Consider the following 14189-nt stretch of genomic DNA (forward strand, 5'->3'; position numbering starts at 1 on the left):
TGCTCTTGGCTGGAAAGGGAAAACGCCCGCCACGAAAGGCCGGGGGCGACCTGAATGTTACTTGCGGCGCGAAAGCACGGGCAAGTATGCTGGACACCGGTGGATCCCCGCCTCTGGCGGGCATTCAGACTAACGCATGCATTACCCGGAATCGCCTTGACCGACACCACCCCGCGCCCCGCGCCGAGCGAAAACCACCTCCTGATCAACGCCTATACGACGCATCCGGAGTCCCCCCTGCTGTCCGTCACCCGCCGCATCGCCGACAGCGGCTGCAATCTGGTGGACGCACGCCTGGCCACGGTCGGCCGCGATGTCTCGGTCACCGCCCTGGCCACCGGCTCCTGGGACTCGGTGGCCAAGCTCGAGGCGATGCTGACCCGGCTGGAGCGCGAGGAAGGCCTGAAGCTGGTCTGGTACCGCACCGCGGCCAAGCAGGCGCAGTCCAACCTGCTGCCGTACATTGTCGAAGTGATCGCCGCCGACAAGCCGGGCATCCTGTTCCAGCTGGCCGATTTCTTCGACCGCCAGGGCATCACCATCGAGAACCTGCAGAGCACGCGCTACCGCGCCATGCAGACCGGTGCGGAAATGTTCAGTGCACAGGTCACCATCGGCGTGCCGGCCAACATGCACATCGCCGCGCTGCGCGACGATTTCCTTGAGTTCTGCGACCACCTGAACCTGGACGCGATCATGGACCCGATGAAATTCTGATTGGGAGTGCGGATTTTTCGCGCGCCTCTCACGGGCGCGTGGCGTTTCATGCAATTGTCGTAGAAACAACCCAGGCTCGACAGAAGGACCTCATGAACAACGGCGATACCCTGGACAGCACCACCCTCTCCCTGCCGCTGGCGCTGTCCGGTGGCGACCAGGCCACTCTCGGCGACTATGCCGGCCAGTGGCTGGTGCTGTACTTCTACCCCAAGGACAGCACTCCCGGCTGCACCACCGAAGGCATCGACTTCAACGCCCTGCTGCCGAAGTTCAAGAAGGCCGGCGCGGTCGTGCTCGGCGTCTCTCGCGACTCGGTGAAGTCGCACGACAACTTCTGTGCCAGGCAGGGCTTCAACTTCCCGCTGGTCAGCGATGGCGACGAAGCGCTGTGCAGCGCCTTCGACGTGATCAAGATGAAGAACATGTACGGCAAGCAGGTACGTGGCATCGAACGCAGCACCTTCCTGATTTCCCCCGACAGCCGCATCGTGCAGTCCTGGCGCAAGGTCAAGGTTGCCGGCCATGCCGATGCCGTTCTCGCCGAACTGAAGGCCTCCCAGTCCAAGTGAGTCCCACTGCCTACTGTGTCTGCCATCACCCTGCCCCGCAGCAGGCCGTGGTGGTTTTTCCCTGTCCGTAACCAGGAATCGACGATGACCCGAGGCAAGCGCATCTACGTGCTGGATACAAACGTGCTGATGCACGATCCGACCGCGCTGTTCAAATTCGAGGAGCACGACATCTACCTGCCCATGCAGGTGATCGAGGAGCTGGACAACGGCAAGAAGGGCACCTCCGAAGCGAGCCGCAACGCCCGCCAGGTGAGCCGCTTCCTCAACGAGCTGGTGCAGGAATCCGGCCTGGACAACCTGGCCGACGGCATTCCGCTGCAGCGCCCCAACGGCCTGCAGCTGCGCGGCAAGCAGAGCGCCGGCAAGCTGCGCTTCCAGACCAGCCACTTCGACGCGGGCAAGAGCTTTGGCAAGGTCATTCCCGACAATGCCATCCTTGGCGCGATCCTGGCGCTGAAGGAAGAAACGCCGGACCTGCCGGTGGTGTTCGTTTCCAAGGACATCAACCTGCGGATCAAGGCCGCCATCGCCGGCATCGTGTCCGAGGACTACGAAAACGACCGCGCGCTGGACGATTTCAGCCTCCTCTACACCGGCGCCACCGAGCTGCCGGAAGACTTCTGGAAGCGCCACGGCGACGACCTGCGCAGCTGGAGCGACAAGGGCCGCACGCATTACGAAATCCTGGCGCAGGATGGCGAGGAGTGGTACCCGAACCAATACGTCTACCTGCCCGGCGAAGACGAGGTCGAACTGCGTGTCAGCCGCGTGGTCGGCGACGGCAAGGTGGTGCTGTCGCTGGTGGATGATTTCCGCCACGGCAGCCACGCTGTGTGGGGAATCAGTGCACGCAACCGCGAGCAGAACTTCGCGCTCAATGCACTGATGGACCCGGAGATCGACTTCGTCACCCTGCTGGGCACCGCCGGCACCGGCAAGACCCTGCTGGCGCTGGCTGCCGGCCTGGCGCAGACGATGGACCAGCAGCGCTACCGCGAGATCATCATGACCCGCGCCACGGTCAGCGTCGGCGAGGACATCGGCTTCCTGCCCGGCACCGAGGAAGAGAAGATGACGCCGTGGATGGGCGCACTGACCGACAACCTGGAAGTGCTCACGCACAACCAGGAAGGCGGCACCTGGGGGCGCCAGGCCACCAACGACCTGCTCGCCAGCCGCATCAAGATCCGCTCGATGAACTTCATGCGCGGCCGCACCTTCCTGTCGCGCTACCTGATCCTGGACGAGGCGCAGAACCTCACCCCCAAGCAGATGAAGACGCTGATCACCCGTGCCGGCCCCGGTACCAAGATCGTCTGCCTGGGCAACGTCGAGCAGATCGACACCCCGTACCTGACCGAGACCACCTCGGGCCTGACCTACGCGGTGGATCGCTTCAAGAACTGGCCGCATAGTGCGCACATCACCCTGCGCCGAGGCGAACGCTCGCGCCTGGCCGATTACGCTTCGGAGGTGTTGTGAACCGCTGCACCCGCCTGCTGCTGCCCACGGCTGCGATCGCCCTCGCAGCCGCCCTGGGTGCCTGCACCACCACGCGCGGCCCGGCCAGCGTGCCGACCGCCGAGCGTACCGGCCAATCCTGGGTGGTCACCCGCCCGATCATCGCCGCGCAGGTGCTCGACACCTGCTCGCGCGCCAGTCCCGGCCGCGAGGCCGGGCGGGTCAGCGGCTACTGGGCGCCCAGCCGGCAGCAGATCGACCAGCTGGAAGCGCAGCTGTCGTCACTGGAGGCACAGGTACCGAAGGTGCTGGGCTTCGACCGCCAGTACGTCGGCATCGAAAGCGCCGGCAAGCGGCTGATCTACATCAACGCCTTCCACCTGCCCGACGACAGCGGCATCAATCCGGCACGGGAAGCGATCCGCGTCTGTGACGGCGGCACGCAGTTCTGGGGCGCGGTGTTCGACCCGGCCAGCAACACCTTCAGCGAGCTGCAGTTCAACGGCGGCTTCGGCGGGCCCTGAGGGGCCCCGCCGATGGGAATTCGCCTGCCCACCTGGGTCTGGATCGGCGCGGTCGCGCTGTCGTGCGTGGCCGGCATGGTGAATGTCGTCGGCTTCCTCGGTTTCGAACACCAGGCCGTCAGCCACATGACCGGCAGCACCAGCCAGTTGGGCATGGCGCTGGCCCAGGGTGACTGGCGCGCGGTCGGCCACCTGTGGGGACTGCTGATCGCGTTCTCGCTGGGCGCGATGCTCAGCGGCCTGTTGATCCAGGACAGCACCCTGCAGCTGGGCCGTCGCTACGGCGTGGCGCTGGCACTGGAATCGGCGCTGCTGCTGGTGGCCATTCCGCTGTTCGAACAGCACCAGATCTGGGGCGCACTGGCCGCCGCCATGGCCTGCGGCCTGCAGAACGCGATGGCCACCACCTTCAGTGGCGCGGTGGTACGCACCACCCACCTCAGCGGCATGTTCACCGACCTCGGCATCGGCCTGGGCCACCTGCTGCGTGGGCTGCCGCTGCAGGTACGACGGCTGACCCTCAGCGGCCTGATCATCAGCGGCTTCCTCGCCGGCGGCATCATCGGCGCCTGGTTGTTCATGCGCTGGCAGTACGACGCCCTGCTCGCCCCGGCCCTGCTGACCGGCCTGACCGGGCTGGGTTATGTGCTGTACCAGCAATGGGCGCGTTGGCGGCATTGAATCAAGGACATCCACGCATGGCGTGGATCTACCTTCCCCTGCGGGACCACGGCACAATCAACCGATGAGCCCGACCACTCCCGTTTCCGCCCTCACCATCGCCGGCTCCGACTCCGGCGGTGGCGCCGGCATCCAGGCTGACCTGAAGGCCTTCGCCGCACACCGCGTGCATGGCCTTTCCGCGATTGCTGCACTGACCGCGCAGAACACCCGCGGCGTCATCGCCGTGCACGTGCCACCCATCGAGTTCCTGCGCGCGCAGCTGGATGCCTGCTTCGACGACTTCGACATCCACGCGGTGAAGCTGGGGATGCTGGCCAACGCCGAAGTGATCCATGCCGTCGCTGATGCACTCGAAAAGCACCGCCCGCCACACGTGGTACTGGACCCGGTGATGGTCGCCACCAGTGGGGCACGCCTGCTGGAAGACAGCGCATTGCAGGCCATGCGTGAGCGCCTGATCCCGCTGGCCACGCTGATCACCCCCAATACGCCGGAAGCAGAACTGCTGGTCGGCCGGAAGATCAGCAACGGCGAAGACGCAGAACAGGCCGCCTCGGCCCTGCTCGACCTCGGTGCCGGCGCAGTGCTGCTCAAGGGTGGCCACCTGCATGAAGGCAATCGCGTGATCGATCGCTACTTCGACGGCGTCAGCAGCGAAGAATTCATCCACGCGCGCCTGCCGCTGGACGCACATGGCACCGGCTGCACGCTGGCCTCGGCCATCGCCGCGCAGCTGTGCAATGGCCTGAGCCTGGCCAACGCCTGCGAAGCCGGTATCGACTACGTTGCACGCGGCCTGCAGCAGGGCTATGCCCCCGGCCGCAGCGAGGTGCTGGTGCTCGACCACTTCGGCGCGGCACCCCACGCATGAGCCCGACGCCGAGCGTCCTTGCCGTGCAGTGCGACGACGGCCATCGCTTCGAGGTGATCGCCTGCGTGCCCGCACAGCCCATCGCACGCCTGCTGTGGCTGCCGGCACTGGGCGTGGCCGCGCGCCACTACCTGCCACTGGCTTTGGCGCTGGCGGCGAAGGGCGTGGCGGTCTACCTGCACGAGTGGCGCGGCAACGGCAGCAGTTCGCTGCGCCCATCGCGCACGCAGGACTGGGGCTATCGCGAGGTACTCGAACAGGATCTGCCGACCAGCCAGGCCGTCCTGGCCGCAGCGGATGACGAAGGCGACGCCCTGCCCTGGATCATCGGCGGCCATAGCCTGGGCGGGCAGCTGGCCTGCGTGCATGCCGGCCGCAACCCGCAGCACTTCAACCGGCTGTGGCTGGCCGCCAGCGGCTCACCGTTCTGGCGCGGATTCCCACCACCGCGTGGCTGGCTGCTGCCGCTGGTCTACCGCTTCCTGCCGTGGATCGCACAGCGCCAGGGCGTGCTGCATGGCCGTCGCCTCGGCTTTGGTGGCACCGAAGCGCGCGGACTGATTGCCGACTGGGCACGCGTCGGCCTGAACAACCATTACGCCGCCGTCGGCATGGACGAAGACCTCGATGCGCAGATGGCGCGTGTGCATGGCAGCGCACAGGCGGTGCTGATGGAGCACGACTGGTTGGCCCCCACCGGATCGATGCAGACGCTGCTGGCGAAGCTGCCGAATGTGGACGCGCAGCTGCGCGTGCTGTCCACGCAGGAACTGGGCACGCGCGCCGATCATTTCGCGTGGCTGAAGGCCCCTGATGCTGTGGCTGACAGCTTTTTCATTCAGTTGGATGAAAATTTTCACAAAACTGTTGACGGTACGCGCCGACATCCGCATAATTCCGCTCCTGTCGCAGGGCGCCCGTAGCTCAGTTGGATAGAGTACCTGGCTACGAACCAGGCGGTCGGGAGTTCGAATCTCTCCGGGCGCACCACTCGACAGGTTTCCAGCATCCGCCGCTGGAAATGCAGTAAAACTTGATTGTGTACCGCGCGCCCGTAGCTCAGTTGGATAGAGTACCTGGCTACGAACCAGGCGGTCGGGAGTTCGAATCTCTCCGGGCGCACCATACACAGTCAGCACAACAAGTTCATGTAATTGGCGCCCGTAGCTCAGTTGGATAGAGTACCTGGCTACGAACCAGGCGGTCGGGAGTTCGAATCTCTCCGGGCGCACCATTACACCGAAACAGCAGGCCTCGGCCTGCTGTTTTTTTATGTGTGTTTTTCGGCAGGGCTGTGCCCTGCACCCTGGTAGTGCCGGCCGCTGGCCGGCAACCTCAACGGCAACGGCAAAAGCTGGCATTCCGTGGGCTGGCGGGGCGGCATGGACAGGCAGGACACGCCGTAAACCCCGCTCCGCGGTCCGGCCCAGCCGCTGGCGGCTGTGCGTTCGGGCGCTTGCGAAGCAATGCTTCGCAAGCAAAGCGCCCTCACCCATGGGGGCTCGATGGCGGCATCCATGCCGCCAACGGTCCTGCCTGCCCATGCCGCCCCACCTCTGACAGATTTCCGCGATCTGATGGATCCACGCCATGCGTGGATGAATCTCCATCGAGTTCGAACATTTCGACAATTGATCGAAGAGCATCCACGCATGGCGTGGATCTACCGTGTCGACCAAGGTCGACACCTACCAGAGCAGTACGCCGTTCCGACAGATCGCGGAAAACTGTCGAAGGCGGGGTGGGTCCGGTTGCGGGAGTGTCCGCGGCATGGATGCCGCGGCCAAGCCCCCAAGGACGGGTTTACGGCGTCTCCCGCAACCGGACCCACCCCGCCATCCCTCAGGAAACCAGCTTCTGCTGTTGCAGTTGCTGTTGCTGTTGCTGTTGCTCTGGATCGTAGCGGGTGCAGGGCGCAGCCCTGCTGTACACCTACCCCCTGGCCATTGCCTGCCACCACTGCGACAACAGCTCCGGCCTGCGCAGGCGCTCGCGCCACCAGCGCAGTGCGGCGCCATCCTCTCCAGTGCGCCAGGCCAGCCAGAAGGTCTCCTCCGGCTTGTGTTCCTCCACCTCACGGATCACCAGCTGGCCGCGCGCCACCGCAGCGCGCGCACACGGTTCGGGCAGGAAACCGAATCCCACGCCTTCGCACTGCAGCTTCAGTTTGCTGGCCATGTCCGGCACCGTCAGCATCTCCTGCCCCATCAACAAGCCGACCGTGCGCGGCAGCAGCCTGCGCGCGGAATCAGAGACCGCGATCGCGCAGTGCTCGACCAGCTGCTCGCGACCCAGCACACCCGGCACTGCGGCCAACGGATGACCGGGCGCGACCGCGAACACGAACTCCACCGTGCCCAGCGGCTCGACCACGTAACCACCGCCACTGGGGCCCTCACCCGGCGCGCCGACCAGCAGGTCGGCACGGCGGTCCAGCAGGGCCTCCCAGGTGCCGGACAGGGCCTCGCCGATCAATCGCAGCCGGGTCGGTGCCTCGGCCTCACGAAACGCGGCGATATCCGGGCCGAGCAGCCAGGTCGGGAACACCGAATCCACCGCCAGCGTCAGTTCGGTCTCCCAGCCCGACGCCACCCGGCGCACCCGCAGTTCCAGCTCGCGGGCGGCGCGCAGCAGGTGCCGGCCCTCGTCCAGCAGCGCGCGGCCGGCCTCGGTCGGTTCGGCGCGCGGGCCGACCCGGTCGAACAGCTGAACACCCAGGTCCTCCTCCAGCTTGGCCACGGTGTAGGAGATGGTCGAGGGCACTTTGTGCAGGGCCTTGCCGGCGCCGGCAAACGAGCCGCGGCGGTCGATGGCATCCAGGATCTGCAGGGCATCGAGGCTGAGCTTGAGCATTCGAATTTTTCGATGATGGACGTCAAAACTATCCGTTTTTCAAACCCCGGGCGCAAGCGGATACTTCTCTCCAACGGGGAAACACAGCGGCTACTGGCCCACCCCGCCCCATCGAAACCATCGAACAAGGAGATTCCATCATGCTGCAGATCCGCAAGAGCGCTACCCGTGGCCTGGCCGAGCATGGCTGGCTGTCCTCGCGCCATACCTTCTCCTTCGCCAACTACTACGACCCGCGCTACGTCAGCTTCGGCCCGCTGCGGGTGATCAACGAAGACAAGGTGATCGGCGGCCAGGGCTTCGGCACCCACGGCCACAGCAACATGGAAATCATCTCCTACGTGCTGGGCGGTGCGCTGGAACACAAGGACTCGATGGGCACCGGCTCGGTGCTGCGTTACGGCGACGTGCAGCGCATGAGCGCCGGCAGCGGCGTCACCCACAGCGAGTTCAACCATTCCGCCGACGATACCGTGCACTTCCTGCAGATCTGGATCTTCCCGGACACCGAGAACATCACGCCGTCGTACGAGGAGACCCACTTCGCACCGGAGACCAAGCGCGGCCAGCTGCGCCTGATCGCTTCGCCGGACGGTGCCGACGGTTCGCTGCGCATCCACCAGGATGCCCGCATCTTCGCCACCATCCTCGATGGCGGCCAGAAGCTGCACCATGCGCTTGGCAACGGTCGTGGCGCCTATGTGCAGGTGGCCCGTGGGCAGCTGCAGGTCAACGGCATCACCCTGGAAGCCGGTGATGCGCTGCAGGTCAGCGACGAAGCCCAGCTGACGCTGGAAAACGGCAACGATGCCGAAGTGCTGGTGTTCGACCTGCCGCTGTAACCACATCGCCCGCGATGCTGCAGAGCATCGCGGGCGCATCTGCGTCAGAACCTGTAATTCAAGCTCAACCGCACGTTGCGCGGCTCACCCCAGGTGTAGGTGCTGTACCAGTTGAAGATCGTGTAGTAACGCTTGTCGAGCAGGTTGTTGACGTTGACCGTGGCCGACAGGCGATCGTTGAACTGGTAGCGCGCCATCGCATCGAGCAACCAGTACGGCTGCGTGCGATGCACCACCTTGGCCCGCGTGGCCGGGTTGGTGATCTCGCCGAAAGTCGAATCCTGCCAGCGTGCGCCACCACCCAGCGTCAGCGCCTGCCAGGCGCCACGCAGACGGTAGCGGGTGTGCAGGCTGAACTGGTTCTCCGGTTCCAGCGTGGTCACCTTGGTGCCCGCCTGGCGGGCAATCTTGTGGGAGAACCCACCCTGCACCTGCCAGCCCTCGGCCAGCTGACCCGACATTTCAAGCTCGTAACCCTTGGTGCGCACGCCCATCAAGGCGCGGTAGGCATCCTGGCCATCCGGTGTCTTGCCGCCGGTGGGCTGGGCGAAGTTGTCCTGATCAAGCTGGAACAGCGCCGCACTGGCATTGAGGCGTCCATCGAAGAACTCAGCCTTCAGGCCAACCTCGTAGCTGCGGCCCTCCAGTGGATCCAGTGCCTTGCCCTGCTCGTCACGCTCGCCCTGCGGCTTGAAGATGGTGCTGTAGCTGGCATACACCGAGTAATGCTCGCCGAGGTCGTAGACCACGCCGGCATAGGGCACATGGACGCCGGTCTCTCGCGTGTCCGGCGAGCGGTAACTGGCCAGGCGGCTGCCGACGATCAGCTTCAACGGATCGGCCAGATCGAAGCGGCCAACCACGTACAGCCCATTCTCGCGGGTCACTTCATTGTTGTCATAGGTGCGCTGCCACTGCGGTTCGGCAATGTCGCCATTCCAGGTCCTGTAGTCCGGCACGGTATCCGGGAACCCCGCCTGCGGGCCGTAGCCGGTATTGGTCCAGCGCTTGCGCGAGGCACTGCCACCGACCACCAGCTCATGCTCTCGCCCGAACAGGCCGAAACGCCCGCTCACATAGAAGTCGGCGGCATTGCTGACGGTCTTGCCAACGTACTTGCCGAGCCACAGGCTGACGCCCTCGCCGGTCAACGGATCAGGATTGCCGGCGGCGGCACCGGCCAATGCGGCGTCATAGCCGTTGACCTGGTGGTTGAGCTGCAGCTTGGCAATCCAATCGTTGGCGAACGTGTGCTCCAACGTGGTGAAACCGGTACGCACGTACTGGCGCCAGCCGGCCCATTGCGCACCATTGTTGAACGAGCGCGGCATGCGGTTGAAGTTGCCGGCGCTGTCCAGCAGCGGAATGCCGCCCCACGTCGACCCCTTCGGGTCGCTGTCCATCACGTCGCCACCGACCGACAGCAGCGTGCGATCGCCCAGATCGGCTTCCACCACGGCATAGCCGACCTTGCTGGTTCGCTGGTAGTTGTCCAGGTTGGAGCGCTTGTCTTCCCAGGCACCCACGGCACGGCCACGCACGCGGCCATCGGCAGTCAGCGGGCCACCCACATCAAGCTCGGCGCGGTAGTCGTCCCAGCGGCCGACACCCAGTGAAGCACTGCCGGCGAAGTCCTTGCCCGGCTTCTTGCGCACCAGGTTGATGGTCGCACCCGGATCGCCCATGCCGGTCAGCAGGCCGGTCGCGCCCTTGAGCACTTCGATGCGGTCGTAGATGGCGGTATCGCTGAGCGTGTTGCCGGCGGAGTACGCCGAATTGCGCGACATCGGAATGCCGTCGTACTGGAAGTTCTGGATCGCGAAGCCGCGCGCGTAGTACTCGGTGCGTTCGCTGTCGTAGGTGACGATGCTGATGCCGGGGGTCACCCGCATCACGTCGTCGATGCCGTGCAGGCCGAAGTCATCCATCTGTGCGCGGGTGATCACGCTGATGGTCTGCGGGGTCTGCCGTGGCGTCAGCACCAGGCGGGTCGCGGTGGCAATGGTGCCGGGCGTATAGGCGCCGCTGCCCTCGGTGATGGTACCGAGCAGGTTGGCGGTGACCTGCACGGTCTGCAGGGTCTGTGATGCAGGCGCCTGCGAATCCTTGGCTGGATCCGTACTGGACTGCGCAGCAGCAATACCGCTGCTGCCCAGTGCAGCGATCAGCAAACCCCGGGCCAGCGCCTGCGGCAACGCGCGGCGACGCGGCAAGGGGGACGGCGTATGGACAACAGGCACAGACAGCACGGCGGGACCTCCACGATAGGGTGGGATCCTCTGGCGGCGGCTGGAGGGAAGAGAGGGACGCGGCCGGACAGCCGCGGCGCAGGAGTGTACTCCCCTGCGCCGCGGCTGTCGTGCAACGCGCTGCCGCAGCTATCAGCCGCCGATGGCGGCGCACGCCTCCAGGATCAGCGCCGTCACTTCCTTCGGCTGCGAGGCCAATGAGGCATGGCTGGCATCCAGCTCCAGCAGGCGCCTGGGCTGCATCCTTGCGGCCATGGCCTTCTGGTTTTCCGGCGCGATCATGCGGTCCTGGCGGGACAGCTGGTACCAGCTCGGCATGTGCTTCCACGCCGGGTCGCTGACCGCATCACCGAAGGTGCTGGCCAGCGGTGCCTTCTGGGTAACGGCCATCACCCGGCCTTCGTCCTCGCTCAGATCCTGGCAGAAGCTCTCATGGAACTTGTCCGCACGCAGCCACAGGTAGCCATCACTGTCAGGTGCCAGGTTCGGTGCCGCCTCCGGCAGGTGCTGCTGGGTGATGCCACCGGGACTCTCGCCGGCATCAGGCGCGAACGCGGCGATGTAGACCAGGCCCTTCACGTTGGGCTCGTTACCGGCCTGGCTGATCACCGCGCCGCCATAGGAGTGGCCGACCAGCAGTACCGGCCCGTCGATCTGCCGGATCATTTTCCGGGTGCGCCCTGCGTCGTCGGCCAGCGAGGTCAGCGGCAGTTCTACCGCCTGCACACGGTCGTGGCCGTTGCGATGCAGTTCCAGGATCACCTTGGCCCAGTGTGCGGCCCCGCCCCAGAATCCATGGACGAGGAGGATGGTCGGTGTCGTGCTCATGTACGGATCTCCGGCAGCGGCCGGCGGGATGCCGACCGTGCAGCCACTGTCCGTGGGCGACGTTAATCGCCAGTGACGCGAGCGGGTCACTGCAATCGTATGCGTCGCCCGATGTCACGCATGGCACTTGCCGAGCCGACCTGAAAACGTTTCCATAAACGTCCCTTGGAGCTTCGCATCGCGCATGACGCCTTCATCCCCACGTGCCCAGCAGCACGCCACCCGCGCCGCCTTCTTCATTCCCGGATTCGCCACCGCCGCATGGGCGCCGATGGTGCCCTACGCCAAGGCCAAGGCCGGGCTGTCCGACGCCAGCCTCGGCGCCGTGCTGCTGTGCCTTGGGCTCGGCTCGCTGCTGGCGATGCCGTTGGCGGGCGCGCTGACCGGGCGGCTGGGCTGCCGCCGGGTGATGGTGATCACCTGCGCGATGATGCTGTGCGCCCTACCCTTGCTGGTGCTGGCGCCCTCGCCGGTGGCGCTGGGTGCGGCGCTGTTCGTGTTCGGCGCCGGCGTCGGTGCGCTGGATTGTGCGATGAACATGCAGGCGGTCGCGGTCGAGCGCGACGCCGGGCGCGCGATGATGTCCGGCTTCCACGCCTTCTACAGCATCGGTGGCTTCGTCGGCGCAGGCTGCATGACCGGCCTGCTGATCCTGGGTACACCGCTGTGGCTGGCCGCGCTGGTTTCGGTGGCGGCACTGCTGCTGGTCGCGGTGCTGTCGGCGCCGCACTGGCGCCCGCAACGGATCCTGCACGACGGCCCACTGCTGGCGCTGCCGCACGGCGTGGTGCTGTTCATCGGCGTGCTGGCCTTCGTGGTGTTCCTCGCCGAAGGCTCGATGCTGGACTGGAGCGCGGTGTTCCTGGCCGAAGTGCGGCAAGTGCCGCGTGACCAGGCCGGCGCCGGCTTCGCGCTGTTCACCCTGGCGATGACCGCGATGCGCCTGTTCGGCGACGGCATCGTCGAGCGCCTCGGCCGCACCCGCACCCTGGTCTTCGGCGGCATCACCGCCGCAGCAGGTTTCACCCTGGCCACGCTGGTGCCCTCGTTCCCGGTGGCGCTGGCGGGCTATGTGCTGGTCGGGCTGGGCTGCGCCAACATCGTGCCGGCATTGTTCTCGATGGCCGGCCAGCAGCGGGTGATGCCGGAGAGCATCGCCATCACCGCAGTCACCACGCTGGGTTACGCCGGCATCCTTGCCGGTCCGGCAGCGATCGGTGCACTGGCACACGGCACCAGCCTCGGCTTCGCCTTCCTGTGCGTGGCCGCGCTGCTGCTGGGCGTCGCGGCGTCTGCCCGCTCGCTGGCACGACGGGTGGCCTGACAGAAAAAGGGGACGGAGGGGATTAAGTCGTTTATGGCCCAGCTGTGCGGGAAACGACTTAATCCCCTCCGTCCCCTTTTTTCAGCGGTGGGCCAGCCACTCGGCTTGGGCCGGCAGCTGTGGGGCCGGACAGGCGCTCTTCGGGTGGTGCTCATCGCGCGCCATCCAGTCATCGACCACGCCGGCCAGCAGGTCCAGCCGCAGCGGCAGGGTGATGTGGTCCTCGCCGCGCATCTCGATGTAGTGCGCGCGCGGGTTGGCCTGGGCCAGTTCGCGGCCCTGGCTGACCGGAATGTGCTGGTCGCCCTGGCCGTGCAGCAGCAGCACGCAGGCGCGGGTATCGGCCAGCGCGCGCGCTACATCCACGCGGTCCAGATCGACGTCGATACGGCGGCTGGCGGCGGCGATCACCTGGTTGATGTCCTGGCCGCCGTAGCGCCAGCGCGCGTACGACGCCATCGCCTGCGCCTTCAGGCCTTCCGGCTGCAGTCCCATCAGGTGTGGAATCATCGTGCGGATCGCCACACCGGCATTGGCGAACGATTCCATCGCCACCACCCCTTCCACCTGGTCGCCGAGCTTGTCGGCGGTGAATACCGCTGTGGCGGCGCCATAGGACACGCCGAACAGGTACAGCGGGCCGGTTACTTCACCACGCGCGCGCAGCTCGCCGATCACATCCACCACATCGTCGGATTCATAGGTGCCATAGCCCGACGGCCCGGTACCGGACTGTCCATGGTTGCGCAGGTCAAGCGTGACCACGCGGTAGCCGGATTCGGCCAACTGCAACGACCACGGCAGCATCGAATCACCGTTCATCATCCAGCCGTGCAGCAGCACCACGGTACCGCGCGGTGCCTGCGCGCGGAACGGCTGCGGTACTGCCAGGCTCAGGCCGGTATCCAGCGGCAGGCCGTTCTCGTGGCGCTGCGGCAGGTAGTGGTAACGCGCGCCGTAATCGCCAGGATCGAACACACGCCAGAAGATCGGCACGCCATCGCGGCCCGGCGCGAAGCCGTGGCGATTGGGCAGTTCGGCAATGGCCGCGGCAATGCGCGGACGATCGAGCAGGGTCGATACGCCACCCGGCGCGATCAGCCGATCGGCAAGCGAGGTGGACGAGGCATTGATCGAGGACGAGCATGCAGCCAGCCACAGGCCGGCGCACGCCAGCAACAACAGCAGCAGGCGCTTCATGGGCAATCGGGGAAAAGGTGCGACAGCGGGGCAGATTAGCGACGCGCGCGTGGGCCATCTA

At 66.1% G+C, this 14189-nt stretch carries 13 protein-coding genes and 3 tRNA genes; 12 read left to right on the forward strand and 4 right to left on the reverse strand.

Annotated features, from left to right (window positions below):
• The first annotated feature begins 156 nt into the window (after positions 1–156).
• From AC5P9L_RS13675 to AC5P9L_RS13720, 10 genes are all read left to right on the forward strand, one after another.
• Complete coding sequence (locus AC5P9L_RS13675; protein ID WP_005409051.1) at positions 157–717, forward strand: glycine cleavage system transcriptional repressor; 561 nt, start codon at positions 157–159, stop codon at positions 715–717.
• A gap of 92 nt (positions 718–809) precedes the next feature.
• On the forward strand, positions 810–1289 hold the full coding sequence (locus AC5P9L_RS13680; protein ID WP_005412958.1) for a peroxiredoxin: 480 nt from the start codon (positions 810–812) through the stop codon (positions 1287–1289).
• Between the two features lie 84 nt (positions 1290–1373).
• Entirely contained in the window at positions 1374–2774 is a 1401-nt protein-coding gene (locus AC5P9L_RS13685) for a PhoH family protein (RefSeq protein WP_111687110.1), read from the forward strand.
• The gene (locus AC5P9L_RS13690; protein WP_262101996.1) at positions 2771–3277 is read left to right on the forward strand and encodes a hypothetical protein; all 507 of its coding nucleotides are present in this window, start codon (positions 2771–2773) and stop codon (positions 3275–3277) included. Before AC5P9L_RS13685 ends, AC5P9L_RS13690 begins: the two co-directional genes overlap by 4 nt.
• A 12-nt stretch (positions 3278–3289) precedes the next feature.
• The gene (locus tag AC5P9L_RS13695) at positions 3290–3958 is read left to right on the forward strand and encodes a YoaK family protein (protein ID WP_010484284.1); all 669 of its coding nucleotides are present in this window, start codon (positions 3290–3292) and stop codon (positions 3956–3958) included.
• A 64-nt stretch (positions 3959–4022) separates the two neighbouring features.
• Entirely contained in the window at positions 4023–4832 is an 810-nt protein-coding gene (thiD, locus tag AC5P9L_RS13700; protein ID WP_005409046.1) for a bifunctional hydroxymethylpyrimidine kinase/phosphomethylpyrimidine kinase, read from the forward strand.
• Positions 4829–5755: an alpha/beta hydrolase family protein gene (locus tag AC5P9L_RS13705; protein WP_100438390.1), complete on the forward strand. Its 927-nt coding sequence runs from the start codon at positions 4829–4831 to the stop codon at positions 5753–5755. Before thiD ends, AC5P9L_RS13705 begins: the two co-directional genes overlap by 4 nt.
• Positions 5746–5822 (forward strand) — tRNA-Arg (locus tag AC5P9L_RS13710). The genes AC5P9L_RS13705 and AC5P9L_RS13710 overlap by 10 nt, the downstream gene beginning before the upstream one ends.
• Positions 5823–5880: 58 nt before the next feature.
• Positions 5881–5957, forward strand: a tRNA-Arg gene (locus AC5P9L_RS13715).
• Between the two features lie 32 nt (positions 5958–5989).
• A tRNA-Arg gene (locus tag AC5P9L_RS13720) sits at positions 5990–6066 on the forward strand.
• Positions 6067–6764: 698 nt separating this feature from the next.
• Here the strand turns inward: AC5P9L_RS13720 and AC5P9L_RS13725 are convergent.
• Complete coding sequence (locus tag AC5P9L_RS13725; protein WP_005409044.1) at positions 6765–7685, reverse strand: LysR family transcriptional regulator; 921 nt, start codon at positions 7683–7685, stop codon at positions 6765–6767.
• 140 nt (positions 7686–7825) lie between these two features.
• Between AC5P9L_RS13725 and AC5P9L_RS13730 the strand changes: the two genes are divergently transcribed.
• Positions 7826–8527 (forward strand): pirin family protein, encoded by a 702-nt coding sequence (locus tag AC5P9L_RS13730; RefSeq protein ID WP_012479752.1) that lies wholly within the window; start codon positions 7826–7828, stop codon positions 8525–8527.
• Between the two features lie 44 nt (positions 8528–8571).
• On the opposite strand, the gene AC5P9L_RS13735 is transcribed toward AC5P9L_RS13730, so the two are convergent.
• On the reverse strand, positions 8572–10776 hold the full coding sequence (locus tag AC5P9L_RS13735; RefSeq protein ID WP_012479751.1) for a TonB-dependent siderophore receptor: 2205 nt from the start codon (positions 10774–10776) through the stop codon (positions 8572–8574).
• 132 nt (positions 10777–10908) lie between these two features.
• Positions 10909–11604: an alpha/beta hydrolase gene (locus tag AC5P9L_RS13740; RefSeq protein WP_005412954.1), complete on the reverse strand. Its 696-nt coding sequence runs from the start codon at positions 11602–11604 to the stop codon at positions 10909–10911.
• Positions 11605–11788: 184 nt separating this feature from the next.
• Here AC5P9L_RS13740 and AC5P9L_RS13745 point away from each other — a divergent pair, with 184 nt between their 5' ends.
• Positions 11789–12928 (forward strand): MFS transporter, encoded by a 1140-nt coding sequence (locus AC5P9L_RS13745; protein WP_012479749.1) that lies wholly within the window; start codon positions 11789–11791, stop codon positions 12926–12928.
• A gap of 81 nt (positions 12929–13009) precedes the next feature.
• Here AC5P9L_RS13745 and AC5P9L_RS13750 read toward each other — a convergent pair whose 3' ends face one another.
• Positions 13010–14128: an alpha/beta fold hydrolase gene (locus AC5P9L_RS13750; protein WP_005409039.1), complete on the reverse strand. Its 1119-nt coding sequence runs from the start codon at positions 14126–14128 to the stop codon at positions 13010–13012.
• Between the last annotated feature and the right edge of the window lie 61 nt (positions 14129–14189).

The organism is Stenotrophomonas sp. YJH_SMC_64 (assembly GCF_059371375.1).